This is a genomic window from Catellatospora sp. NPDC049133 (genome assembly GCF_040648455.1).
Taxonomy (GTDB): Bacteria; Actinomycetota; Actinomycetes; order Mycobacteriales; family Micromonosporaceae; genus Catellatospora; species Catellatospora aurea.
The window spans coordinates 9684-35141 of the sequence record NZ_JBEZDT010000030.1 but is presented as its reverse complement, the minus strand read 5'-3'; the positions used below and the strand labels follow the sequence as shown (position 1 = coordinate 35141).

The 25458-nt window shown below is 70.4% G+C and carries 23 protein-coding genes; 21 read left to right on the top strand and 2 right to left on the bottom strand.

Annotated features, from left to right (window positions below):
• Positions 1-49 precede the first annotated feature (49 nt).
• The 12 genes from AB0B35_RS29630 (at position 50) to AB0B35_RS29575 (ending at position 10096) form a co-directional block, all read left to right on the top strand.
• Positions 50-1384: an NAD(P)/FAD-dependent oxidoreductase gene (locus tag AB0B35_RS29630; protein ID WP_361051344.1), complete on the top strand. Its 1335-nt coding sequence runs from the start codon at positions 50-52 to the stop codon at positions 1382-1384.
• A gap of 17 nt (positions 1385-1401) precedes the next feature.
• Positions 1402-2883, top strand: a complete 1482-nt coding sequence (locus AB0B35_RS29625; protein WP_361051524.1) for a 2-hydroxymuconic semialdehyde dehydrogenase — start codon at positions 1402-1404, stop codon at positions 2881-2883.
• A gap of 29 nt (positions 2884-2912) precedes the next feature.
• The gene (locus tag AB0B35_RS29620) at positions 2913-3704 is read left to right on the top strand and encodes a fumarylacetoacetate hydrolase family protein (protein ID WP_361051522.1); all 792 of its coding nucleotides are present in this window, start codon (positions 2913-2915) and stop codon (positions 3702-3704) included.
• A 121-nt stretch (positions 3705-3825) separates the two neighbouring features.
• On the top strand, positions 3826-4743 hold the full coding sequence (locus tag AB0B35_RS29615) for an acetaldehyde dehydrogenase (acetylating) (protein ID WP_361051519.1): 918 nt from the start codon (positions 3826-3828) through the stop codon (positions 4741-4743).
• Positions 4740-5774, top strand: a complete 1035-nt coding sequence (dmpG, locus tag AB0B35_RS29610) for a 4-hydroxy-2-oxovalerate aldolase (protein WP_361051341.1) — start codon at positions 4740-4742, stop codon at positions 5772-5774. The genes AB0B35_RS29615 and dmpG overlap by 4 nt, the downstream gene beginning before the upstream one ends.
• Before the next feature lie 11 nt (positions 5775-5785).
• The gene (locus tag AB0B35_RS29605) at positions 5786-6499 is read left to right on the top strand and encodes a fumarylacetoacetate hydrolase family protein (RefSeq protein ID WP_361051516.1); all 714 of its coding nucleotides are present in this window, start codon (positions 5786-5788) and stop codon (positions 6497-6499) included.
• Entirely contained in the window at positions 6496-6909 is a 414-nt protein-coding gene (locus tag AB0B35_RS29600; RefSeq protein WP_361051338.1) for a RidA family protein, read from the top strand. The genes AB0B35_RS29605 and AB0B35_RS29600 overlap by 4 nt, the downstream gene beginning before the upstream one ends.
• Before the next feature lie 98 nt (positions 6910-7007).
• Positions 7008-7529, top strand: a complete 522-nt coding sequence (locus AB0B35_RS29595; protein WP_361051335.1) for a 3-hydroxyanthranilate 3,4-dioxygenase — start codon at positions 7008-7010, stop codon at positions 7527-7529.
• Complete coding sequence (locus tag AB0B35_RS29590) at positions 7526-8530, top strand: amidohydrolase family protein (protein WP_361051513.1); 1005 nt, start codon at positions 7526-7528, stop codon at positions 8528-8530. The genes AB0B35_RS29595 and AB0B35_RS29590 overlap by 4 nt, the downstream gene beginning before the upstream one ends.
• Positions 8531-8585: 55 nt before the next feature.
• Positions 8586-9326: an alpha/beta hydrolase gene (locus tag AB0B35_RS29585; RefSeq protein ID WP_361051332.1), complete on the top strand. Its 741-nt coding sequence runs from the start codon at positions 8586-8588 to the stop codon at positions 9324-9326.
• A 112-nt stretch (positions 9327-9438) separates the two neighbouring features.
• Positions 9439-9702 carry a hypothetical protein gene (locus AB0B35_RS29580; protein ID WP_361051511.1) on the top strand — a complete coding sequence of 88 codons (264 nt, stop codon included), beginning with the start codon at positions 9439-9441 and terminating at the stop codon, positions 9700-9702.
• On the top strand, positions 9689-10096 hold the full coding sequence (locus AB0B35_RS29575; protein WP_361051330.1) for a DUF5130 family protein: 408 nt from the start codon (positions 9689-9691) through the stop codon (positions 10094-10096). The genes AB0B35_RS29580 and AB0B35_RS29575 overlap by 14 nt, the downstream gene beginning before the upstream one ends.
• A gap of 59 nt (positions 10097-10155) precedes the next feature.
• On the opposite strand, the gene pepN is transcribed toward AB0B35_RS29575, so the two are convergent.
• Complete coding sequence (gene pepN / locus AB0B35_RS29570; RefSeq protein WP_361051327.1) at positions 10156-12711, bottom strand: aminopeptidase N; 2556 nt, start codon at positions 12709-12711, stop codon at positions 10156-10158.
• A gap of 176 nt (positions 12712-12887) precedes the next feature.
• Between pepN and AB0B35_RS29565 the strand changes: the two genes are divergently transcribed.
• From AB0B35_RS29565 to AB0B35_RS29550, 4 genes are all read left to right on the top strand, one after another.
• A complete protein-coding gene (locus tag AB0B35_RS29565; protein ID WP_361051324.1) occupies positions 12888-13523 on the top strand; it encodes a disulfide bond formation protein DsbA in 636 nt (211 codons plus the stop codon).
• A 105-nt stretch (positions 13524-13628) separates the two neighbouring features.
• Positions 13629-13829 (top strand): hypothetical protein, encoded by a 201-nt coding sequence (locus AB0B35_RS29560; RefSeq protein WP_360540215.1) that lies wholly within the window; start codon positions 13629-13631, stop codon positions 13827-13829.
• 72 nt (positions 13830-13901) lie between these two features.
• Positions 13902-15092, top strand: coding sequence for a DUF1015 family protein (locus AB0B35_RS29555; RefSeq protein ID WP_361051322.1), 1191 nt, complete (start codon positions 13902-13904; stop codon positions 15090-15092).
• A 298-nt stretch (positions 15093-15390) separates the two neighbouring features.
• The gene (locus AB0B35_RS29550; protein WP_360540219.1) at positions 15391-15861 is read left to right on the top strand and encodes a ribose-5-phosphate isomerase; all 471 of its coding nucleotides are present in this window, start codon (positions 15391-15393) and stop codon (positions 15859-15861) included.
• A gap of 36 nt (positions 15862-15897) precedes the next feature.
• On the opposite strand, the gene AB0B35_RS29545 is transcribed toward AB0B35_RS29550, so the two are convergent.
• Positions 15898-16128, bottom strand: a complete 231-nt coding sequence (locus AB0B35_RS29545) for a hypothetical protein (protein WP_155389646.1) — start codon at positions 16126-16128, stop codon at positions 15898-15900.
• Positions 16129-16207: 79 nt separating this feature from the next.
• Between AB0B35_RS29545 and AB0B35_RS29540 the strand changes: the two genes are divergently transcribed.
• From AB0B35_RS29540 to AB0B35_RS29520, 5 genes are all read left to right on the top strand, one after another.
• Positions 16208-16783 carry a hypothetical protein gene (locus AB0B35_RS29540; RefSeq protein ID WP_361051319.1) on the top strand — a complete coding sequence of 192 codons (576 nt, stop codon included), beginning with the start codon at positions 16208-16210 and terminating at the stop codon, positions 16781-16783.
• Positions 16784-16995: 212 nt separating this feature from the next.
• The gene (locus AB0B35_RS29535; protein WP_361051316.1) at positions 16996-17601 is read left to right on the top strand and encodes a hypothetical protein; all 606 of its coding nucleotides are present in this window, start codon (positions 16996-16998) and stop codon (positions 17599-17601) included.
• 108 nt (positions 17602-17709) lie between these two features.
• Complete coding sequence (locus tag AB0B35_RS29530) at positions 17710-18132, top strand: hypothetical protein (protein ID WP_361051314.1); 423 nt, start codon at positions 17710-17712, stop codon at positions 18130-18132.
• Positions 18133-18504: 372 nt separating this feature from the next.
• Complete coding sequence (locus AB0B35_RS29525) at positions 18505-24792, top strand: nucleic acid/nucleotide deaminase domain-containing protein (RefSeq protein WP_361051508.1); 6288 nt, start codon at positions 18505-18507, stop codon at positions 24790-24792.
• 8 nt (positions 24793-24800) lie between these two features.
• Entirely contained in the window at positions 24801-25328 is a 528-nt protein-coding gene (locus tag AB0B35_RS29520) for an SUKH-4 family immunity protein (protein WP_361051311.1), read from the top strand.
• The last annotated feature ends 130 nt before the right edge of the window (positions 25329-25458 follow it).

Genomic DNA, 25458 nt, shown 5'->3' with positions numbered 1-25458 from the left:
TCATGCGAACCGGCAGTCATGCCGCCGACGAGCGCAGCGAGGAGAAGGCATGACCAGGGACAAGACCGTCGCGGTCGTCGGGGCAGGGCTCGCGGGCAGCCTGCTGACCTGCTATCTGGCCCGCCGTGGCTACGCGGTGACGATGTACGAGCGCCGCCCGGACCCGCGTACCGGCAAGGTCGAGCGCGGCCGCTCGATCAACCTGGCGCTGTCCGAGCGCGGCCTGGACGCGCTGCGCCGCATCGGCCTGGACCGCTCGGTGATGGCCGACGCGCTGCCGATGCGCGGCCGGATGATCCACCCGGTCGCGGGCGAGCCGGGTTTCCAGCCGTACAGCAGCGACGGCGAGCGGGCGATCAACTCGATCAGCCGCGGCGCGCTGAACAACGCCCTGCTGGAGGCGGCCACCGCGCTCCCGGGCGTGACCGCGCACTTCGACCACCGCCTGACCGGGCTGGACCCGAAGACCGGCGAGATGCGCTTCGACACCCCGCACGGCGCGGTGGAAGCGCAGGCCGACGTGGTCATCGGCACCGACGGCTTCAGCTCGGCGGTACGCGGGCAGCTGCTCGCGCACACCGGCCTGACCGAGAGCCTGGACTTCCTGGAGCACGGGTACAAGGAGCTGACCATCCCGGCCCGCGACGGCGAGTTCGCGATGGACCCGGGCGCGCTGCACATCTGGCCGCGCGGCGCGTCGATGATGATCGCGCTGCCGAACCCGGACCGCTCCTTCACCTGCACCCTGTTCTGGCCGACCGGCGGCACCAACGCGTTCGCGTCGCTGAGCAGCCAGGCCGCGATCGAGCAGCACTTCGCGCGGGTGTATCCGGACGTGATCGAGCTGGCCCCGAACCTGGTCGACGACTACCTGCACAACCCGGTGGGCGTGCTGGGCACCGTGCGGTGCAGCCCGTGGCACGCGTACGGCCGGGTCGGCCTGCTCGGCGACGCCGCGCACGCCATCGTGCCGTTCTACGGCCAGGGCGCCAACTGCGCCTTCGAGGACGTCGTCGAGCTGGACCGCATCCTCGACGAGACCGGCGACGACTGGGACCGGGCGCTGCCGACATTCGAGTCCCGCCGACGGGACGACACCGAGGCGATCGCGCAGATGGCGCTGGACAACTTCGTGGAGATGCGCGACAAGGTCGCCTCCCCGGTGTTCCAGGCGCAGAAGAAGGTCGAGCACGCGCTGGAGCGGGCGCTGCCCGGCCGGTACGTGTCACGCTACGAACTGGTGTCGTTCTCGACCACGCCGTACGCGCAGGTCCAGCAGCGGGTGCGCAGGCAGCAGCGGCTGCTCGCCGCGGCGGCGGGCGCGGCGGTGCTGGCCGCGGGCGCGCTGGCCGCATTCGCTTTCCGGAAGGGCACGGGCCGATGAACTGGGATCCCATCCTCATGACCGGCCGCCCGGCGGGTGAGCCGGGGCTGCTGCGCAACTTCGTCGGCGGCGAGTACGTCGCGACCGCGAAGACCTTCGCGAAGGTGTCGCCGGTGACCGGCGAGAAGATCTTCGACGTCGCCGAGGCGGACGCGGCCACCGTGGACGCCGCCGTCGCCGCCGCCCGCAAGGCCCTGCACGGGCCGTGGGGGCGGATGAGCGAGGGCGAGCGCGCGGCGGTGCTGCGCCGGGTCGCCGACGAGCTGGAACGGCGCTTCGACGACCTGGTAACCGCCGAGGTCGCGGACACCGGCAAGAGCATCTCGCAGGCGCGTACCCTCGACATCCCGCGCGGCGCGGCCAACTTCCGGGCCTTCGCCGACATCGTGGCGACCGCGCCCACCGAGTCGTTCACGACCACGACCGCGACCGGCGCTCGCGCCCTGAACTACGCGGTACGCAAGCCCGTCGGCGTCGTCGCGATCATCGTGCCCTGGAACCTGCCGCTGCTGCTGCTCACCTGGAAGCTGGCTCCGGCCCTGGCCTGCGGCAACGCGGTGATCGTGAAGCCGTCGGAGGAGACCCCGTCCTCGGCGACGCTGCTCGCCGAGGTGATGGCCGCCGCGGGCGTGCCCGAGGGCGTGTTCAACCTGGTCCACGGCTTCGGCCCGGACTCGGCGGGGGAGTTCCTGACCAGGCACCCGGGCGTGGACGCGATCACGTTCACCGGCGAGTCGGCCACCGGCAGCGCGATCATGCGCGCCGCGGCCGACGGGGTGAAGGCGGTCTCGTTCGAGCTGGGCGGCAAGAACGCCGGGCTGGTATTCCCGGACGCCGACCTGGACGCGGCGGTGGCCGGCTCGGTGCGGTCCAGCTTCACCAACGGCGGCCAGGTCTGCCTGTGCACCGAGCGGCTGTACGTGCACCGCTCCGTCTTCGACGAGTTCGCCGACCGGCTCGCCAAGGCCGCCTCCGAGCTGGCGTTCGGCTGGCCGCACGAGGAGGCCACGGTGAACATGCCGCTGATCTCGCGGCAGCACCGGGACAAGGTGCTCGGCTACTACGACCTCGCCCGCGCCGAGGGCGCGACGGTGCTGGCCGGGGGCGGGGTGCCGGGCTTCGGTGACGCCCGTGACGGCGGCGCGTATGTGCAGCCGACGGTGCTCACAGGGCTGGCCCAGGACGCCCGGGTCAACCGCGAGGAGATCTTCGGGCCGGTGTGCAGCCTCATGCCGTTCGACGACGAGGACGAGGCGTTCGCGCTGGCCAACGACAGCGCGTACGGCTTGGCGAGCACGGTGTGGACGCGCGACGTCGGCCGGGCGCACCGGGCCGGGGCGCGGCTGGACGCCGGGCTGGTCTGGGTGAACACCTGGTTCCTGCGCGACCTGCGCACCCCGTTCGGCGGGGTGAAGGCCTCCGGGGTGGGCCGCGAGGGCGGCGTGCACTCGCTGGCCTTCTACTCGGAACTGACCAACGTCTGCGTGGACCTGTCGTGACCGGCGCGGCCACGACCGGAGAGGTGAGCATGGAGATCGTCGAGGAGGCCGTACGGCTGCTGCGCGAGGCGCAGGAGACGCGCACGCCGATCGCCCCGCTGCGGGAGCGGCTGCTGCCGGTCGGGGACGTGGCCACGGCGTACGCCGTGCAGCGGGCGATGACCGAGCAGGCCGTCGCCGCCGGGCGGCGCATCGTCGGGGCGAAGATCGGCCTGACCAACCCGGCGGTGCAGCGGCAGCTCGGCGTCGACCAGCCCGACTTCGGGGTGCTGTTCGCCGACATGGCCTCCTTCGACGGGGCCGAGGTCGACGTGACCCGCATCCTGCAGCCCAAGGTCGAGGCGGAGGTCGCCTTCGTGCTGGGCCGGGACCTGCCGTACGAGCAGGTGACCGTCGCCGACGTGAGCCGGGCGACCGACCACCTGCTGCCCGCGATCGAGATCGTCGGCTCGCGCATCGCGAACTGGGACATCTCCATCGTGGACACGGTCGCCGACAACGCCTCCAGCGCCATGTTCGTCCTCGGCAACCGCCCGGTCGCGCTGGCCGACGTGGACCTGCGCCTGTGCGGCATGGTCCTGGAGCACGAGGGCGAGCCGGTCTCCGTCGGCGCGGGCGCGGCCTGCCTCGGCCACCCCCTGCACGCCGTCGCCTGGCTCGCCCAGACCATGGCCCAGTCCGGCACCCCGCTGCGCGCCGGCGACGTGATCCTGTCCGGTGCCCTGGGCCCCATGGTCCCGGTGACCCCCGGCGCCGCCTACGAGGCCCGCATCTCCGGCCTAGGCTCCGTCCGCACCCGCTTCTCCGGCCTGGCCGGGTGAGGCACATGGCTCCCAGGTCGCAGCACAGCGAGGCAGGACCGTTGATCATGAAGTTGTGGTCACGACACGCCGCCGACCCGTGCCATAAGTTCATGATCAACCAGGAAGAGCGGTGGGTGCGGTGAAGGCCGGGGTGGCGGTCATCGGGTCGGGGAACATCGGGACCGATCTGATGATCAAGGTGTTGCGGTTGAGCGAGTCGCTGCGGATGGTGGCGATGGTCGGGATCGATCCGGAGTCGGACGGGTTGGCGCGGGCTGCGCGGCTCGGGGTGGCGACGACCGCCGAGGGTGTGGACGGGCTGGTGGCGATGCCGGAGTTCGTCGAGGTGGAGGTCGTGTTCGACGCCACGTCGGCGGGGGCGCACCGGCGCAACGCCGAGGTGCTGCGGGCGCACGGCAAGGTCGTGGTGGACCTGACCCCGGCGGCGATCGGGCCGTACGTGGTGCCGACGGTGAACCTGGACGAGCACCTCGACCAGCCGAACGTGAACATGGTGACCTGCGGCGGGCAGGCCACCGTGCCGATCGTCGCGGCGGTGCACGCGGTGACGCCGGTGGCGTACGGGGAGATCGTCGCGTCCATCGCGTCCCGCTCGGCGGGCCCCGGCACCCGGGCCAACATCGATGAGTTCACCGAGACCACGGCGCGGGCCATCGAGGTCGTCGGCGGCGCGGCACGCGGCAAGGCGATCATCGTGCTGAACCCGGCCGAGCCGCCGCTGCTCATGCGCGACACGGTGTACTGCCTGTGCTCGGACGCCGATGCCGACCGGGTCGCGATCGAGGCGTCGATCGAGGACATGGTCAAGCAGGTCCAGGGTTACGTGCCCGGCTACCGGCTCAAGCAGAAGGTGCAGTTCGACCGGGTGAGCGTGCCGATGCTCGCCGAGCCCGCGCTGCAGGTCTCGGTGTTCCTGGAGGTCTCCGGGGCGGGGCATTACCTGCCCGAGTACGCCGGGAACCTGGACATCATGACCTCGGCGGCGCTGCGTACGGCGGAGCGGCTGGTCAGCAAGCGCGCGGAGGCAGTGGCATGACCGAGATCTACGTACAGGACGTGACCCTGCGCGACGGCATGCACGCCATCGGGCACCGGTACACCGTGGACCAGGTGCGGCGAATCGCCGCGGCGCTGGACGCGGCGGGCGTGGCCGCGATCGAGGTCGCGCACGGCGACGGCCTGGCCGGCTCCAGCGTCAACTACGGCCACGGCGCGGCCACCGACGCCGAGTGGATCGCCGCGGCCGCCGAGGTGATGACCCGGTCGAAGCTGACCACGCTGCTGCTGCCCGGCATCGGCACCATCGCCGACCTGAAGGCCGCCCGCGACCTCGGCGTGACCAGCGTGCGCATCGCCACGCACTGCACCGAGGCCGACATCTCCGCCCAGCACATCGGCTGGGCGAGGGACAACGGGATGGACGTCTCCGGCTTCCTGATGATGTCGCACATGAACGACCCGGCCGGTCTCGCGAAACAGGCCAAACTCATGGAGTCGTACGGCGCGCACTGCGTCTACGTCACCGACTCCGGCGGCCGCCTGCTCATGCGCGACGTCGCCGAGCGCGTCGACGCCTACCGCCAGGTGCTGGACGAGACCACCCAGGTCGGTATCCACGCCCACCACAACCTGTCGCTCGGCGTCGCCAACAGCGTCGTCGCCGTCGAGCACGGCGACCGCCCCGGCGTGCCGGTGCGCGTGGACGCGAGCCTGGCCGGCATGGGCGCGGGCGCGGGCAACGCCCCGCTGGAGGTGTTCGTGGCCACCGCCGAGCTGATGGGCTGGCAGCACGGCTGCGACGTGTTCGCGCTGATGGACGCCGCCGACGACGTGGTGCGGCCGCTGCAGGACCGGCCGGTGCAGGTCGACCGGGAGACCCTGTCGCTGGGGTACGCCGGCGTCTACTCCAGCTTCCTGCGCCACGCCGAGCGCGCCTCGGCGAAGTACGGCGTGGACGTGCGCTCGATCCTGGTCGAGTTGGGCCGCCGCCGCATGGTCGGCGGCCAGGAGGACATGATTGTGGACGTGGCCCTGGACCTGGTCCAGGCGGGGGAAGGAACGAAGTGAGCGTCACCGAGATGGCGGCGCTGCTGGACGACGCGGCGGTCAACGCCACCGCGATTCCGCAGCTCACGCTGGCCAACGAGCTGGACGTCGACGGCGCGTACGCGGTCCAGGAGGCGCTGATCGCGCGCCGCCTCGACCGGGGGCAGCGGCTGGTCGGCATCAAGATGGGGCTGACCAGCCGGGCCAAGATGGCGCAGGTCGGCGTGCACGAGGTGATCTGGGGACGGCTCACCGACGCGATGGCCGTGCCCGACGGCGGGCAGCTCAGCCTGGACGGGTTCATCCACCCGCGGGTCGAGCCGGAGATCGCGTTCCTGCTGGGCGAGAACGGCATCGCCGCGGCCGCCCCGGCCCTGGAGATCATCGACTCGCGGTACGCGGACTTCCAGTTCACGCATGCCGACGTCGTCGCCGACAACACCTCCGGTGCGGCGTACGTGATCGGCGCGTGGCAGCCGGTCCCGGCGGGCGTGGACAACCTCGGCGTGCTGCTGGAGGTCGACGGCAAGGTCGTCCAGGCCGGCTCGACCGCGGCGATCCTCGGCGACCCGCGCCGCGCGCTCACCGAGGGCCGCGCCCTGACCGCCCGCTACGGCGTCGCCCTGGAACCCGGCTGGGTCTTCCTTGCCGGAGCCGCCACCGCCGCCGTCCCGCTGACGCCAGGCGCTCACGTCCGCGCCGTCGTCGAGGGCCTCGGCACCGCCTGCCTGAAGGCGGCGGCATGAGCGGGGCGAAGGTGGTCGCGGGCAAGGCGACGCCGCGGGGGCGGTTTCCGCATGTGAAGGTCGCGGGCGGGTTCGTGTTCGTGAGCGGGACGTCGAGCCGGCGGCCGGACAACACCATCGCGGGCGCGTCGGTGGACGAGATGGGCACGACCAGCCTCGACATCCGCGAGCAGACCCGCGCGGTGATCGAGAACATCGGCGACATCCTGCGCTCGGTCGGCGCGGACCTGTCCGACCTCGTCCAGGTCACCACGTATCTGGTCAACATGAACGACTTCGGGGGGTACAACCAGGTGTACGGCGAGTTCTTCGACGCCACCGGACCCACCCGCACCACGGTCGCGGTGCACCAGCTCCCGCACCCGCACCTGCTGATCGAGATCCAGGCTGTCGCCCTGCTGCCCAGTTGATGCTCGCCCGCTACCGCGGCCTTGATCGATGCCATCCTCCGCTCCGCTCCGGATGACATCGAGCGGCCGCTACCGCGGGCGACGAAAGGAGGACCGAAGTGACGGAGATTTCCGAGCCGGTGAGCTTCCCCGGCTGGATCGAGGAGAACCAGCACCTGCTCAAGCCGCCGGTCGGCAACAAGCAGATGTTCCCGACCGGCGACGACTTCATCGTGATGGTGGTCGGCGGCCCGAACCAGCGCACCGACTTCCACGTGGACCCGTACGAGGAGTTCTTCTACCAGATCAAGGGCACCCTGCGGATCAACGTGATGACGCCGGACGGCCCGCAGACGATCACGGTGCCCGAGGGGCACATGTGGATGCTGCCCCGGCTCACCCCGCACTCGCCGCAGCGCGAGGCCGGCTCGATCGGCCTGGTCATGGAGCGGGTCCGTGAGGAGGGCACGCTGGAGAAGTTCCGCTGGTACTGCCCGAACTGCCAGGAGATCGTGCACGAGGTGGAGCTGCAGGTGCGTGACATCGTCGCCGACCTGCCGCCGGTGTTCACCGCGTTCTACGACAGCGAGCAGGCCCGCACCTGTGCCAAGTGCGGCACGCTGCACCCGGGCAAGGGCTGATGTCCCCCGTCGTCGACGTGCACACCCACGTCGTGCCCCAGGGCTGGCCGGAGCTGTCGAGCGCGTGCGGCGGCGACGGCTGGCCCTGGCTGCGGGTGGACTCCGAGCGCGCCGCGATGATCATGGTCGGGGAGACGGAGTTCCGGCCGATCGGCGCGCAGTGCTGGGACGCGCCGACCCGGCTGTCCGACATGGCCGACGACGGCGTCGACATCCAGGTCGTCTCGCCGACGCCGGTGTTCTTCTCGTACGAGCGCCCCGCCGACCAGGCGATGAAGGTGGCCCGCATCTTCAACGACCTGGCGCTCACGGTCTGCGCGGACGGGGGAGACCGGCTGGTGCCGTTCTGCCAGGTGCCGTTGCAGGACCCGGACCTGGCCTGCGCGGAGCTGGACCGCTGCCTGGCCAACGGGCACGCCGGGGTCGAGATCGGCAACCACGTCGGCGACCGCGACCTCGACGACGCCGGCATCGTGCAGTTCCTGCAGCACTGCGCGCAGGTCGGTGCGCCGGTGTTCGTGCACCCGTGGGACATGCCGACCGGGCCGCGCCTGGACCGGTGGATGGCCCGCTGGCTGACCGGCATGCCCGCCGAGACCCACCTGTCGGTGCTGTCGATGATCCTCGGCGGGGTCTTCGACCAGGTCCCCGAGTCGCTGCGGCTGTGCTTCGCGCACGGCGGCGGCAGCTTCCCGTTCTGGCTGGGCCGGGCCGACAACGCCTGGCACCGGCGCGGCGACGTGGTACGCGGCCAGTCCGCGCTGCCGCCGAGCCACTACACGCACCGCTTCTCCGTGGACACCGTGGTGTTCGACCCGTCCGCGCTGCGGCTGCTCGTCGACACGATGGGGGAGGACCGGGTGCTGCTGGGCAGCGACTACCCGTACCCCCTGGGCGAGCGTCCGGTCGGCGCGGTGGTGCGCAAGTCCGACTTCCTCACCGACACCCAGCGCGCCAAGCTGCTGGGCGGCAACGCCCTGGCGTTCTTGGGGCGGGAATGAGCGAGCGAATCAGTCGGCGCGGCTTCGCCGACGACGAGCGCAGCGAGGAGGAGGCATGAGCGAGGACCGGTCGGTGCTCACCAGGGAGGCGGCCGCGCCGGACCTCGCCCTGCGCTACGGCCCGCAGCCCGAGCACGTCGCCGACGTCTGGTCCGGTGACGCCCGCGCTGCGGTCCGGCCGCTGGTCGTGATCGTGCACGGCGGTTTCTGGCGGCCCGAGTATGACCGTGCCCACACTCACCCGATGGCGGCCGCGATCCGCGACGCGGGCTGGACGGTGGCGTCCGTCGAGTACCGCCGCGTGCCCGGCGACCCGGACGCGACTGTGCGCGACGTCACCGAGGCACTCGCCGTCGTGCCCGGTGAGCTGGGCGGACACGACGGACGGGTGATCACCGTCGGGCACTCGGCCGGCGGTCACCTGGTGCTGTGGGCGGCGATCGCCGCCCCCGCGCCGCGGCAGGCCGGTACGCTGGCCCTGGCGCCGGTGGCGGACCTGCGGCTGGCGCAGCGGCTGGAGCTCGACGGCGGCGCGGTCGTCGATTTCCTGGGTGCGGACGCATCGGCCCGCGAGGATCTCGACCCGGCTCGGCTGCCCGCCCCGCCGGGGCCGACGGTGCTGGTCCACGGCGTGTCGGACGAGATCGTGCCGATCACCGTGGCCGAGTCGTACGCCGTCGGGCAGCCTGGCAGCAGGCTCGTGGCGGTGCCCGGCGCGGCGCACTTCGCGGTCATCGACCCGCTGTCGGCGGCCTGGCCCACGGTGCTCGCCGAGCTGTCGCGGCTGGGTGACTGAGGCGGCACGCGACCACCCCTGAGCAGGTGGCCGCGTCCGCTCCGCTAGCGTTGAGACGTTCATTCGGACTGAGCCGGGGGGCTTCACGGTGTCCACGCCAGATCTATCCGATCTGCTGATCTACGCGGGCATCCCGCTCGCGGTGATCGGGATCATCTTTGCACTGGTCTATGCGGCCGGCGGCCGCAACGCCAAGCGGTACCGGCCCGGCCGGCCGTACGAGTTCGCGCCGGTGTGGTTCCTCGCCCGGCCCGAATCGGACGGACCGGAGGCGCAGCATGCGGCACTGGACGCCGCCGCACGCGCGGAGCTGACCGCGGCCGGCGACGTCGCGCCGGTCGTGGACGTGACAGGAGGCGCAAGTGACCGCTGGTGACCACTACGCCGTGTCCAGCGCGGCGGTGCTCGACGGGCCGTTCACGACCCGTCAGCTGCTGCGGCTCGACGACGCGCTGCGCAAGGCCGACGAGAACTCCGGCCTGACCTTCAGCACGTACGTCGGCGAGGTCGAGGAGCCGATGCGCGAGGGAGCCGAGCGGCTGCACGCCCGGCTGGCCCACCCGGCGGAGTCGGTGCTCATCGCCGTCGACCCGGCCCGGCGCCAGCTGGAGATCGTGACCGGTTCGCAGGCCCGCAAGCGCCTGTCGGACCGCGACTGCAAGCTGGCCGCGCTGTCCATGGCGGCCTCGTTCGGCGGGGGCGACCTGGCCGGCGGCCTCGTCAGCGGTCTGGCCCAGCTCACCGGGCTGGCGGGCAAGCACAACCTGTGACCTGACGTTCATGCGAGAAGGGCCGGACGCTACGCGTCCGGCCCTTCTCGCATACCTGCTCAGGACGAGGCGGCGTCCTTGGCGCGGGCCTTCAGGGCGCGCAGCACCCGGTCGTTGCCCTCGGCCATGAGGCGGCGCAGCGGGGCCGGGTGGCCCTGCTCCGCCAGCCACGCCTGCGCCGCGGCGACGGTCTGCTGCGACACGTCGAGCACCGGGTAGGCCAGCACCACGAACTCCTGCGCCGGCTCGCTGTCCCGGGCCGCCCACACGCCCGCGACCTCGGCGAAGAACCGCGGCGTGTACGGAGCGGTCAGCTCCGCCTGGGCCGGGTGCTGGAAGCCCTGGATCAGCGCCCGGTTGCGCCAGTTGGGCAGCGCCGTCGGGCCCGTCAGCTCCGTCCACACGGCGGCCTTGTTCTCCGGCGTCGGGATCAGCGCGTACGCGAGCGCCGCTCCGATGTCGCCGGACGCGGTGCGGTCGGCGTCGTGCTCGGCCTGGATGACCGCCGGCTCGACGCCGCCGTTGGCGACCAGGCACTGCACCAGCTGCCAGCGCAGCTCACCGGCGATGGTGATGCCCTCGGGCACCCCGGTGCCGGTCAGCCAGCCCTGCAGCACGGCCAGGTCGGCGCTGCCCCGGGCGGCGCTGATGAAGGCCCGCGACCAGGCGAGCTGGAAGCCGCTGCCGGGCTCGGCGACGGCCAGCGCCGCCTTGGCGGTGTCGGCCAGCTTCGCCCAGCCCGCCGGCGCCCAGGCCGGGTCGGCGTACTGGGTGAGCACCAGCTGGACCTGGCGCAGCGTGGCGGTGACCAGGTTGATGTCGCGCTCGCCGGGCAGGGCGTTGGTGACCAGCGCGACGTAGTCGCGGGCGGGCATCTCCGCATCGCGGACCATGTCCCACGCGGCGGCCCAGCACAGCGCGCGGGCCAGCGACGAGTCGAAGCCGCTCAGGTTGCCGACCACCGTGGCCAGCGAACGCTCGTCGAGGCGCAGCTTGGTGTAGGTGAGGTCGTCGTCGTTGAGCAGCAGCACGTCGGCGGCCTTGCGGCCGGCCAGCTCGGTGAGCACCGTCTCCGCGCCCGCGACGTCGGTCTCGATCCGCTCGCGGCGCACCAGGCTGCCGTCCACGAGGTCGTACAGGCCGACGGCGAGGTGGTGCGGGCGCAGCGTCGGGTGGCTCTCCGGCGCGGTCTGCACCACGGTCACCTGCCGGTACGTGCCGTCCTTGGCGATCTCCACGACCGGCCGCAGCGTGTTGACCTGGGCGGTCTCCAGCCACGCGGCGGCGAAGTCACGCAGCTCGCGGCCGGAGGCGGCCTCCAGCGCCGAGAGCAGGTCGCCGAAGGTGGCGTTGCCCCAGGCGTGCTGCTTGAAGTAGGAGCGCAGGCCGGTGACGAACGCGTCGATGCCGACGTACGCCACGAGCTGCTTGATCACGCTGGCGCCCTTGGCGTACGTGATGCCGTCGAAGTTGACCTCGACCGCGTCCACGTCGGGCATGTCGCAGTAGACCGGGTGCGTGCTGGACAGCTGGTCCTGGCCGTAGCCCCAGTTCTTGCGCAGCGACAGGAACGTGGTCCAGGCGTCGGAGAAGCGGGTCGCCTCGGCGTTGCACCAGTGCGACGCCCACTCGGCGAACGACTCGTTCAGCCACAGGTCGTCCCACCAGCGCATGGTGACCAGGTCACCGAACCACATGTGGGCCAGCTCGTGCAGGATCGTGTTGGCGCGCTGCTCGCGCTCGAAGTCGGTGACCTCGCTGCGGAAGATGTACGACGCGTCGGCGTGGGTGACGCAGCCGAAGTTCTCCATCGCGCCCGCGTTGAACTCGGGCACCCACAGCTGGTCGTACTTGGGCAGCGGGTAGCGCACGCCGAACTGCGCCTGGAAGAAGTCGAAGCCCTGCTTGGTGATCTCGAACAGCTCGTCGGCCTCCAGGTGCTCGGCCATCGAGGCGCGGCAGTAGACGCCCATGTCGATGCCGTCGTGCGTGGTGCGCACCTCGTGGTACGGCCCGGCGCACAGCGCGGTCACGTACGTCGACATGCGAGCCGACTGCTCGAAGTGGACCGTCTTGCCGAAGCCCTCGGTGGTGACCGAGTCGATCGGCGCGTTGGAGACGACCTTCCAGTGCTTGGGCACCACGGCGTGCCAGGTGTAGACAGACTTCAGGTCGGGCTGGTCGAAGCAGGCGAAGACCTTCTGGGCGTCGGCGGTCTCGAACTGGCTGTAGAGGTAGACCTCCTTGTCCGCGGGGTCGACCGCGCGGTGCAGGCCCTGCCCCTGCTGCGAGAACGGGAAGTCGGCCTCGACGACGAGCGTGTTCTGCTCGGCGAGCTGCGGCAGCACCAGGCCGGTCTCGGCGGTCCAGGCGCTGGTGTCCAGCGCGGCGCCGTTCAGCTCGGCGCGCAGGACCTTGCTCGCGGCGACCTCGATGAAGGTGCCCGCACCCGGTTGCGTGGCGGTGAACTTCACCGTGGTCACGCTGCGGAAGGTGCCGTCGCCGGGGTTGCCGGCCCCGTCGGTGAGGTCCAGCGAGATGTCGTACGAGTTGACGTCCAGCAGCCGGGCCCTGTCGGCGGCCTCGGTCTGGGAGAGATTGCGCGTACCGGTCACGGCGTGTTAACTCCTGTCGGCTGCGGTCGTGAGCAGCATGGGGGGCAGTGGCGCTGCCCAGAGCAGTCTTTCATCACGTCCCGGGTGAGGGCGCGAAGTAACTGTTTCACATTGTGTCCCAGAGGCGTGGCTAAGGTCACGCGCCGGAGTGAAACCGCCGCGTCATGATTCACCACATGACCCCTGTAAGCGAATCCCCCTCCTCGGTCGGCATGTGGTTCGACCCGATCTGCCCGTGGGCCTGGATGACCTCCCGCTGGCTGCTGGAGGTCGAGAAGGTCCGCCCGGTGAAGGTGGACTTCCACGTGATGAGCCTGTCCGTGCTCAACCAGGGCCGTGACCTGCCCGAGCAGTACCAGGACCTGATGGCCAAGGGCTGGGGCCCGGTGCGCGTGTGCATCGCGGCCGCCCGCAAGTACGGCGACCACGTGCTGCGCGACCTCTACACGGCCCTGGGCACCCGGATCCACCTCGGCAAGCAGGAGCTGGGCCCGGAGCTGTACGCCGCCGCCCTGACCGACGCCGGGCTCGACCCCGCGCTGGCCGCGGCCGCGACCGAGACGGTGCACGACGACCTGCTCGTCGAGAGCCACAACGCGGGCATGAAGCCGGTCGGCACCGACGTCGGCACCCCGGTGATCCACGCGCCCGGCCCGAACGACGAGCGCATCGCCTTCTTCGGCCCGGTCGTGACCCCGGCTCCGAAGGGCGACGCCGCGGGGCAGCTGTGGGACGGCGTGCTGCTGGTCGCGGGCATCCCCGGCTTCTACGAGCTCAAGCGCAGCCGCGACCTCGGTCCGATCTTCGACTGAGGTCCGGCCGACCGGCCGACCGCGCCGGGGCGACCTTTTCCGCCCACCCGCTCGTTGGTGAAGTGGACCACATCACCGCTTCACCGACGAGTCGGGAGAACAGACATGGCGGACGTCGCCGCGGACCCCTGGCGCCTGGACGCACCCGCCCAGGCCGTCACGGACAGCCTGGGCACCTCGTGCTTCACGGTCGAGGAGAGCAGGTGGGCGACCTGGCAGCCGGATCTGCCCGCCGAGATCGCGGCGTTCCTCGCCGAGCCGGTGCTGGTCGGGGCCTCGCCGGCCGGGTTCATGATCGGCCGCTGACCTCGCCTGCCACGGCGTGGCCCCACGGGGCCACGCCGTCCCAGCGGGTGGACGGCGGTAGCGTGAGCAGCCGTGACAGTCGTACACCCGATCCACACGGCCTGGCTCACCACGGGAGCCACCGGCGCGCAGAACTACGACGAGTTCGCCGACGACGCCGAGATCACCGAGATCATCACCGCCAACCCGCGTAGCGCGCTCGCCGTCGAGATGCCGCACCGGGCCCCGGACAGCCTGGGCAAGTCCTTCGCCGACGCGCTGCCCGACGCGGTGGCGCGGCTGGCCGAGGCCAAGGACGCGGGGGCCTACCGCTCCGCGCGGGACGTGGTGGTGCTCTACGCGATCACCGCCCCCGACGGCTCGGCCGCGTACGGCCTCTGGTGCATGGTCGACACCGACCAGATTTCCACCAGCGCCGACGAGCCCGGCCTGGTGATCCGCAACGAGGACGTCTTCCTGGAGAAGGTGCGCGAGCGGGTGGCGCTGGCCCAGGCGCTGGGCCACCTGCTGTCGCCGGTGCTGCTGCTGCAGACCGGCCGCGGCGACGAGCTGCACGCGGCGCTGGCCGACGCGGTCGCCGGAGCGGGCGAGCCGGCCGCGACCGACGTGGACCCGTCGGGGCGTACCCACGCGATCTGGCCGCTGCCCGCGGGCCCGCAGGCGGACGCGCTGGTCGCTTTGGCCGGCGGCGGCGACCTGGTCGTGGCCGACGGCAACCACCGCAGCCTGGCCGCGCAGACCGGCGGCTTCACCCGTTTCCTGGCCGTGGTGACCACGCCCGCCTCGGTGGCGATCCAGCCCTACAACCGCCTGGTGCACAAGCTCGACGTCACCGTCGAGGAGCTGCTGACCCGCCTGGAGAAGGCGGGCGCGCAGGTCGCCGAGGGCACCCCGGACGTGCCCGCCACCGGCGGCGTGATCCACCTCTACGCGGCAGGCCGCTCCTACGCGGTCACCCTGCCCCGCGACCCCGCCGGCTCCGTCGTCGACAACATCGACCACGCCCTGGTCGAGCGCGTCCTGTTCGGCGAGGCCCTGGACCTGGAGCCCGGCGACAAGCGCATCACCTACGTCGGCGGCGACTACCCGGCGTCCTGGCTGACCGGCGAGGTCGACGCCGGCCGCGCCGCCCTCGCCGTGCTCATCGCTCCGGTCACCGTCGACGACTTCGTCGAGGTCAACCTGGCCCGCCAGAAGATGCCCCGCAAGAGCACCTGGTTCACCCCCAAGGCCCGCGCCGGCCTCGTCGTAACCCAGCTCTGACGAAAGGAAGGGCACCTTCACATCGCTCCGCGATGTAGAAGGTGCCCTTCTTAACGCGCCACCCACGCTGAGCAGCGCTGACGGGACGCCGGGCGGGAGCGCGTACGGCGGGCGGGCAATGCGGGTCGTCGGCCCGGCCGCGCCATGATCGTCCGACTTGCCGGGCACGTGTGCGTATCTTGAAGCCGCATTCGCCCACCTGCCTGGCAAGTCGAAGGACCTTGGTGAGGACCGCGCCCCGCTCGGCGGTGAGCGGGTCCGCTGCGCGGCCGGCGGGTCCGGCTGGCAGACTTTGACCATGCGCGTTTACCTCGCGGCGGACCACGCCGGTTTCGAACTGAAGGCCCACCTGGTCACCGAGCTGCAGGCCAAGGGATACGACGTGGTCGACGTCGGCGCGCACGCCTACGACGCCGAGGACGACTACCCCTCGTTCTGCCTGCACGCCGGGCACCGCGTCGTCACCGACCCGGGCAGCCTCGGTGTGGTGATCGGCGGTTCCGGCAACGGCGAGCAGATCGCCGCCAACAAGATCGCGGGCGTACGCGCCGCGCTGGCCTGGAACATCGACACGGCCACCCTGTCCCGCCAGCACAACGACGCCAACGTCGTCGGCATCGGCGCGCGCCAGCACTCGCTGGAGGAGGCCACCGCGATCGTGGAGGCGTTTCTCAGCACCCCGTTCTCGCAGGCCGAGCGGCACGCCCGGCGCATCGAGGAGGTCGCGGTGTACGAGAAGACCGGCGAGCTGCCCCCGCTGCCCAACTGACGGATTCCCGACTGTTTCGGGGCGATTCCGGCGGGGTCAGCGCAGCGGATCGCGCGGCACCCAACCACGGCGGACGATCTCCAGCTCGGCCTCGGCGCGGGCCAGGTCTTCTGCCGTGGGCCGGGCGGCGTCCCGCGCCCGCAGCGCCGCCGACAGGCTGATCTGCGACGCACCGGGCCCGATCAGGCCGCGCAGGCCCCGCTCGAGGTCGTGGTCGTCATCGTCGTCGGAGCGGCCACGGTGCCTCCGGCGCTCGTATTCCTGCATCCCGTCAGGCTATCGGGTGAACTCGGCCGGCCGCGATACTCGGCTGGCGGTGTCGTGTCGGGCGGCTAGCATGTCGGGCGTGACTGAGGGGACCGATCCGACGCAGGAACTGCGCTTCGACCGCACGCAGGAGATCCCGACCGAGGCGTTGCAGACCCAGCAGCCCGGTCCGGGCCAGAAGGACTTCAAGACGGGTGTGGCAGCGGTGCCCGCCCAGCGCCAGGTGGAGCAGACGGTCTCCTTCGAGCCGACGCTCGCGCCGGGCCAGATCGTCACGTCCGGCCACCTCAAGCGCCCGGACGTGCCGTTCGCCGTACGCATGCGGCAGCTGAAGGCGGGCGGCCGGTGGAGCGTCGCCGGAGCGATCTTCCTGCTGGTCTCCTGGGGCCTGTGGGCCGCCTCGGCGGGCGGCGACAGCGACCACGCCTCGGCCACCCTGGCCCTGTTCCTGGTGTTCGTGGTGGCGGTCGGCCTGTTCGCGCTGTCCCGGCTCGTCGGCGGCGTGGTGCTGGAGAAGCTCATGGGGCGGACCCGGCGCAGCGCCTGGCTGTCGCACGCCGTGACCGGCCTCTTCCTGGTCGTCGCCGGTGTGCAGTACCTGCGAACCATCGAATGGGTCATCGACGCCTGGAACTTCCTGCGCGGCGTCCGCTGACCGAACCCCGTCCCACCTCGCGACACGTCCCCGGCTGAGACCGCCCGCTCGGGCGGCTGCCGGATGAAGATCGCCGTTTCGGGTCAGGATCTGCGCTTCGACCGTGGATCCGGACCGGAAACGGCGATCTTTGCGTTTGTCGGATGCCACGAATCGGTCGGAACTAGGGTGGATTGACCCGGGGGAGTTCGTCCGATCGTGGGGAGGGCGGGGTGGGACTGCGGTATCCGCTGGCCGCGGCGCTCGGCGTGCTGCTGCTCGGCGGCGGTGTGGTCCTCGGCCGCGGGCTGCTCGCCGACCCCACCGCGGGTGTGGGTCCCACCGGCGTCGGCACCGTCGTCGTGGCAGAGCCGCAGCTCGCCGCGCCGGTGACGCCGAGCGGCACGCCCGCCTCGACACCCGCCGCGATCATCCCCGGGCTCGCGCCGTATGTCGGCACCTGGCGGGTGCACGGCGCCGAGCTGACCATCGAGCCCGACGGCAAGGCCACCGAGCGCATCGACCTCGGCCCGTGCCGCGGCATCGACGTCCCCGTCCGCTGCACGGCGACCGCGACGCTCAAGGTGGACCTGAGCCCGGGGGCTCCCCACCTGGTCTACACGGGCTTCCGCTACACCGGCGACGACGGCGCGACGGTCGTGCCGGACAGCCTCGAAGGCCTGCCCCGCGTCGGCGACGGATACCGGGTGCGGGTGTTCGCCCCCGGGGTCATCGAACTGATCCCGCTCACCGAGCACCTGCGCCGGATCCTCGGCTCGCCCTACCGCTGCAGCGCCGCCGCCGACGAGAACGCCCACCGCCGTCTCTGCAACGCCTGACCGCCTCCGGAATGGACCGTCTGGACAGATACGGCGGGCCGTACGGACGTCGCTCTATGGCGTGAGTCGTGATTGGAGCGCAGGCCACGGGTGTGGTCTGCTGCGCTGGTGAGCATCTCGGTCGACGTCTATCTGCGCAACGATTCCGGCAACCTCGTCATCCTGACCACCCCGCCGGAGGAATCCGACCTCGTCGGGCACGACGACACCCGGCACACCCTCTGGGGCTCGCCCGCGGTGCGCGCCCTGGGCGCGACGGTGGTGGTCGGGCTGGCCCAGGGGGACGTGTGGGTCGACTTCGGGCGGCTCGACGAGATGGTCGCCGACTGCGAGCTCATCGGAAAGCACCTGGCCGACGTGGCGGCCGCCGCGGGGCGGTCGGAGGACTACCTCCGGTTCCGGGTCGGCAACCTGCTCGCCGCCGCCGAGCGGGCCCGGGCGCACCGCGCGGGCGTGGTGATCTGGGCCGGGCACGGCGACATCGTGTACGCCTCCCGCCCGATGGCCGACGCGGGCCCGTCGGCCTGCTGACCGCGCTTCGGCACCGCGAAGGCCCAGGTGATTGCACCTGGGCCTTCGCGTCGGCTGGCTCCCTCGCGCTGTGAGTCCCGCGCTGTGAGTTAGACCATACCGCTGGCTTTCCGTGCGGCGGCGTGGCTGGCGCGCCATACCGCAGTCGGCACGCGATCGGCGTAGTGAACAGGCGTCTCTCGTCGAGGTGGTTGCCGGGCGCGCACCCGCCGCGCCGAGGGGTGCCCTGTCGACGGGACAGCGGGCCGCATCACCGTGGTCTAGCCTCCACGACCAAGCATTGTCGATGTCTCGACTCCCATGCGCTTGCCGCAGGGGCTGGGGGCATATCCGTCTTCGCGGCATTCGTGTCAGCTCGACCTGGTGGTGTTGATGATGAGTGGTACCGGTGAGCGTTCCCAATCAGCCCGGCATCGGGCCGTACGTACGGTGGCTGTGGCTTTGTCGGCGCTGTTGTTGGTGACGTTGGCCTACGTGCCGGCCGAGGCCGGACAGAACCACGGTGCACCTGCGGTGGAGAGGCCGGCCGGGCCGGCCAAGGGTGCGGGAAGGGCCGCGGAGATCCCGAAGCGTGATCCGTCGGCCGACAAGACCATGCGTAAGCCGGACTCCGTCGTGTGGCCTGCCGGAGGCACGGCCGACGTCGACGCGATGTCGGTGGACACCTCCCTGCAGGAAGTCGGCGGCCTGCCGTTCGACATCGCGCGGGGCGCAGAGGGGCATGCCGCCGACGCCCCGCGGAAAGTGCGCGTCAAGGTGCTCCGGCAGGCGGTGTCGCAGGCTCTCGCGGTGGATGCCCCGGTCTTCAAGGTGTACCGCACGGATGGCGAGCCGAACGCGCGGAAGGTGAATGTTCGGATCGGCTACGGCCGGTTCGCGCATGCCCGCGGCGGTGACTGGGGTGCGCGGCTCCGGCTGGTGGCTCTGCCTGCCTGTGCCCTGACGGCACCGGACAAGCCGGAGTGTCGCACCGGGCGACCGCTGGCCACGATCAACGACAGCGGTGCGCAGACCCTGTCGGCCGAGGTCGACGCCGCAGCGGCCGAGTCCGGTGCGATGGCGTTCACCATGATGGCCGGCGAGGCGTCGGTGCAGGGAGATTTCAAGGCCACCAAACTCGCCCCGTCGTCGTCCTGGTCGACGTCGCTGTCCTCGGGCGCGTTCACCTGGACCTATCCGATCCGCACCCCCGGAACTCCGGGCGGGCTCGGCCCGCGTATCGCGCTGTCGTACTCCTCGCAGACCGTCGACGGGCGCACCGCCGCCACGAACAACCAGGGGTCGTGGCTCGGTGAGGGCTTCTCCTACGAGCCCGGCTACATCGAGCGCCAGTACAAGTCCTGCGACGATGACGGGCACGAGGACTCGGCTGAGAAGTGCTGGGCGTTCCAGAACGCGACCATGATGCTGTCGGGCCGTTCCGGCACGCTGGTGAAGGTCACCGACAACCTGTGGCGACTGTCGGACGACGACGGTTCCAAGATCGAGCGGCTGACCGGTGCGAGCAACGGTGACAACGACGGGGAGCACTGGCGGGTCACCACCACCGACGGCACTCAGTACTACTTCGGCAAGAACCGGCTGCCGGGCTGGAGCACCGGCAAAGAGGTGACCGAGTCGGTATGGACGGTGCCGGTGTTCGGCGACGACTCCGGCGAGCCGTGCCATGACAGCGGCGGCTTCGCTGACTCGTGGTGCAACCAGGCATGGCGCTGGAACCTTGACTACGTGGTCGACCCGCGCGGCAACGTGGTCTCCTACTTCTACGACGCGGAAACCAACCACTACGCGCGCAGTGGGAAGACGGACGTCGACGGGACGGCGTACCACCGGGGCGGCTGGCTCGCCCGCATCGACTACGGGCAACGCGACCAGCAGGTCTACAGCACCAGCGCGCCGGCCCGGGTGGTCTTCCACGCCGCCGAGCGGTGCATCCCGGGCGGCAGTGTCGACTGCGATCCCGGCGACTTGGACGAGGACACGGCCGCTTCTTGGCCGGACGTGCCAGAGGACCTGATCTGCGCGGCGAACACCCACTGCGAGTGGACGCAGTCGGCGGCGACGTTCTTTACCCGCAAGCGGCTCACGAAGATCGAGACGCAGATCCGGCAGGGCGTAGGCTGGTCGCCGGTCGAGTCTTGGGCACTGGAGCACGAGTTCAAGGTCAACGATGACAATTCGCGCACGCTGTGGCTGAAGAAGATCACTAACACCGGCCACTGGGGCGATCCGGACATCACGCTGCCGGCCACCGAACTGGAGGGCATCCAACTGCCCAACCGCATCGTCAAGACCGGCGACAACCTCGGGCCGCTGATCCGCTATCGGCTGGCCACTGTCAAGACCGACAGCGGTGCGCAGATCTCGGTCAACTACGCGCCCGCCGACTGCAGCAAGGACAACCTGCCCACTCCCGGCAACTCCGACAGGCGCTGCTTCCCAGTGATCTGGAATCCTCTCGGCGGCGACGACGAGGACGAGGTCACCGACTGGTTCCACAAGTACGTCGTGGCGAGTGTGGTCGAGGATGACCTCGTCGGTGGAAACGACGACATGGTCGCCGCGTACGAGTATGTCGGCGACGCGGGCTGGCGCAAGGACGAGCCGGACGGCATCGGCAAGGCTGAGGATCTCACCTGGTCCGACTGGCGCGGCTACAAGCAGGTGACCGTGCGTTCCGGCAACGGGCAGAGCATGCCCGCCCGGACCGACCACTTCTTCCTGCGCGGACTCTCGGGCGGCAAGCAGGCCAACGGCAGCACTCCGGTGGTCAACCGCACGGACTCGACCGGTGCGAGCTACACCGATCACGACCAGTGGTCTGGCCACGAGCTTGAGACGATCGTCTACAACGGATCCGACGTCATCAAGAAGACGATCAACCAGCCGTGGCGACACATCACCCGGACGCAGACCGAGGACTGGGGAAGCCGGCAGTCGGCGTATGTCCGCGTCGACGTGGTGCGCAACCTGATCTCCATGCCGGATGACGCGCAGGGCAACGACGTCTGGCGCGAGGTCAAGACAGTCACCAGCTTCGACACCGCCTGGGGGCGCGTGCTCCAGGTGGAGGACCTGGGCGACGTGGCGACGTCGGGGGACGACAAGTGCGTGCAGACATGGTACGCGGACAACCCGGACACCTACATGTACATGTATGTGTCACGAACCCGGACCGTTTCGGTCGGGTGTGGGCTCACACCTGACCTGAACACGCAGCTCGTGGCGGACGCGCGTACCAGCTTCGACCTGAAGGCGTACGGCGAACCCCCCGTGAAGGGCATCCGCACCCGCAGCGAGTCCCTTGACCGGTACGACGGCACCGACACGCGCTACCTGGTCACCTCGGAGACGACCACGCAGGACGGCTACGGCCGCGCAACGACGGTGAAGGACGCGGGTGGACACGCGACCACCACGGCGTTCGTCGAGACCGACGGCCTCACGACCCAGACCACCGTCACCAGCCCGGCGCCTTTCAGCCATGTCACCACGACCACCCAGGATCCCGCGTACGGGGTGCCGACGGTGATCGAGGACGTGAACCTCAACCGCAGCGATCTCGCTTATGACGCGTTCGGCCGGTTGGCCGAGGTCTGGCGTGCGGACCGGAGCAAGGCGCAGGGCGCTGCGCCGAGCATGAAGTTCACCTATACCGTGCGCAACGACAAGCCGAGCGTGATCAAGACTGAGACGCTCAGGAACGACGGCTCCTACCGCCCCACCTACGAGCTCTTCGATGGCATGCTGCGGCCCCGTCAGACGCAGGCTCCGGGGTCGGGCGGGTGGCTGCTGGCCGACACCTTCTACAACGGCATCGGTCAGGCGTACAAGACGAACAAGGGCTACCTCGCCACCGGAACGCCAGGGGACATCCCGATCGTGACTGCGGAAGGCTCGGTCAATGGGCAGACCACCTTCACCTATGACCAAGCCGGTCGGCAGATCGTCGAGACGTTCTCCGTCGCCGGTGACGCGCGGTGGTCCACCTCGACGACGTACGAAGGCGACCGCGTCCATGTGGATCCGCCCGCGGGCGGGATCGCCACCACTACGGTCAGCGGTGCCCGGGGCCAGGTCACCGAACTGCGCCAGTACCACGGCGACAGCCCTTCCGGTCCGGCCGACGTCACGCACTACACCTACACGCCGAGCGGCCAGTTGGAGACGGTCACCGATCCGTCCGGCAACAAGTGGACCTACCACTACAACCAGCGCGGCCTCAAGGAGTGGATCGAGGACCCGGACAGCGGGGACACGCACTACACCTACGATGCGATCGGAAATGTGGGCTCCGCCACCGACGAACGTGGCAACACGCTCTCCTACAAGTACGACGAGCTCAACCGCAAGACCGAGATGTGGCAGGGCCAGATCGGCTCCGGCACCAAGCTGGCCGCGTGGGTCTACGACAGCCTCGCCGGCAACAAGGGCCAGTTGCACTACAGCCAGCGCCTGGTGGACGGGCAGAGCTACTACACCATCTACGCGATGCGCGACAAGCTGTACCGGCCTCTGAAGGTCAATTACAGCTTCCCGGCCGCCGGCGTGGGAACCGCGCTCGGCAAGAGTTACCAGTTCACCACCGCCTACAACACCGACGGCACCGTGCAGTCGACCGGATTCCCGGCCGCCGGGGGCCTGCTCGCCGAGGCGGTCGTCACCAGCTATGACGGCCTCCAGCGGGCGATCGGCCTCTCCGGAACGAGCAGCTACGTCACCTCGACCCTGCACGGTGACCTCGGCGAGTTGCGCCAGGCTGAGCTGTTCACCGGCGGGGCGAACAAGAAGGCCTGGCTGACGTACGAGTATGAGCGGGGTACGGGGCGCCTGGTGCGGTCAAGGGTCGACCGACAGGGCGTGGCGACCATCGACATGGACGCCCGCTACCACTACGACGCCGCCGGCAACGTGCTCTCGATCGCCGACGGGGCGACCACGCCGGGTGGGACCGACGTCCAGTGTTTCGAACATGACCATCTGCGCCGGCTGACCGAGGCGTGGAGCCATGCCAGCACCACCAAGACGTGTGCCGACGGGGCGGACGAGACAGGGGTCGGCGGGCCGGCTCCCTACCGCCAGTCGTGGACGTTCGACGCGGTCGGCAACCGTGAGACCGAGACCGTCCACGCGCTTTCCGGTGGCACCGACACCGAACGCGATTACCACTATGCCGACGCGGGCGAACCCGGGCCGCATCTGCTGCGTTCGGTCAGCGAGGCGGGGCCCGGTGGCGCCAAGACCTACGCCTACGAGTACGACTCGTCGGGCAACACGGTCTGCCGCCCGGCTGCGGCCGCCTCGAACAACTGCGCCACCGGCGCGGGTTCGCAGAACCTGGCCTGGGATGCTGAGGGACACCTGGCGACGAGCGCGCCTGCCGGCGGCCAGGCCACCACGTACATCTACGACGCTGACGGCAACCGCATCGCCCGTAAGGACGCGGGTGGTGGCACTACGCTGTTCCTGCCCGGAATGGATCTCGCGGCAAGTGGCAGCACCGTCACCGGCACCCGCTACTACGGGTTCGGCGGGCAGATCGTCGCGGTCCGGAACAGCACCGGGGTGCACTTCACGGCTGCCGACCACCACGGGACTGCCTCGTGCACCATCAATGCGGTCACGGGTGCGATCACCTGGCGACGCACCACGCCCTACGGTGGCACGCGCGGCACCCCGCCGTCCGCCTGGCCGGACACGAAGGGCTTTGTGGGGGGCACGGAAGACCCCACCGGGCTGGTGCATCTGGGTGCCCGTGAATACGATCCCTCGACCGGCAGGTTCGTGTCGATCGACCTGCTGATGGATCCGTACCACCCGCAGACGCTGCATGGCTACGTCTACGGGAACAACAGCCCGGTCACCTTCAGCGATCCCACCGGCAACGACTGGTGGGACCCGGTGGCCAACTTCTTCCGGCGCCTCGGCGAGATCGACGACAAGAGCCCGTATCTCGACCTGACCTGTGGTACCGCCGAGTGCATCAACTTCCGCAACAAACGCGAGACCGGCCACGACGACATGGGTCACACCTGGCTCACCGTGTACAGCGGTGTCCCCGTGGTCGACTCGCTCGCGATGAACGCGGATGCCGCGCTCTACCGCTCCGAAGGCAACGAGAAGGCCGCGGCAGAGGTGGAGGAGGCGATCCAGGCAGACACCAACATCGCAATGTCGGGTGTCGGCCTCGTCGTTCCCGGTGTGCTCGTGCGGTGGTTCCAGCGGCTCGCACGGTTGGCCAAGGAAAAGAAGCTGATCGGCAAGATCGCCCCCGACGGTAGCGACCTCGCCCGCATGGTGCAGGGCGGCCGCGGGAAGCTCGCCGACCCGATGTCGGGCAAGAACGGGGCGGTCTTCGAGTACATCGATGCGAAGGGCAAGAAGCGGACCACGATGATGTTCAGCGACTGGCCCATTCACGCCGAGCGCCTGATCTGGGCGCAACTCGAGAAGCAGGGGGTCAAACCGAACCAGGTGACACGGATCTACACCGAATTCCAGCCCTGCTCCACTCCCACGGTCAAGGCGGGATGCAACAGGTTTGTGAACGACACTTTCACTGAGGCGAAAGTCACCTGGGCTTGGGAGTACGATGACCAGGCTTCGCGGCTCCGCGGCAAGGCTGAGAAGGCTAAATACCTAGCGCAGAAGTACGGATGATAAACGGGATGACCACACCGAACGAGTTGGCGGAGAGAGTGCGCTCCTTGTGGGCCGACTACGAGTTGCTGCACTTCTCTCCGCCGGCTCTCTCGGAACTCGGCATGTCACCAGGAGACGAAGCCGTCCTTCGGATCGGGATGCCGCGGGAGGTCGGGTCGGGAGCGATCTTCGTCGCCCGTGAGCTCGAGATGCTGACGTCGTCGAGCGGCTCGCGGTTCGCACGCTTGGGTGTGGGCGCCTACGAGCAGTGCGACATCTGTGTCGACCTGGACACCGGCGCGGTGGTCAATCCGTTCGTGAACGGCCAGGAGGAACTCGACAGCGGCTACTACGTCAATCGCGACGTGGCCGCGTTCCTGGAGTTCCTCTGCGCGATGGAGCGCTACGCGAGGCTCGTCGCGAGTGATCCGGGGCGGCAGGTGCTGCTCGCCGAGGTCGAGACGGTGCGGGCGCACCTGCGCCTGGTCGACGAGGCCGCGCTCGCCCCGGACGCCTGGTGGACGGGCACCGTCGAGGAGATGGACATGGTTTAGCGGTGAGCACGCCTGCGAGCGCGATCAGCGTGGTTCAAGAAGGGTACAGGCCCCACTGGCGGCCCGCGGCGCAGGCGACGCCGCTGACGGCGACGAGTGTCACGGCGGTCAGGGAGAGGCTGACCGAGTC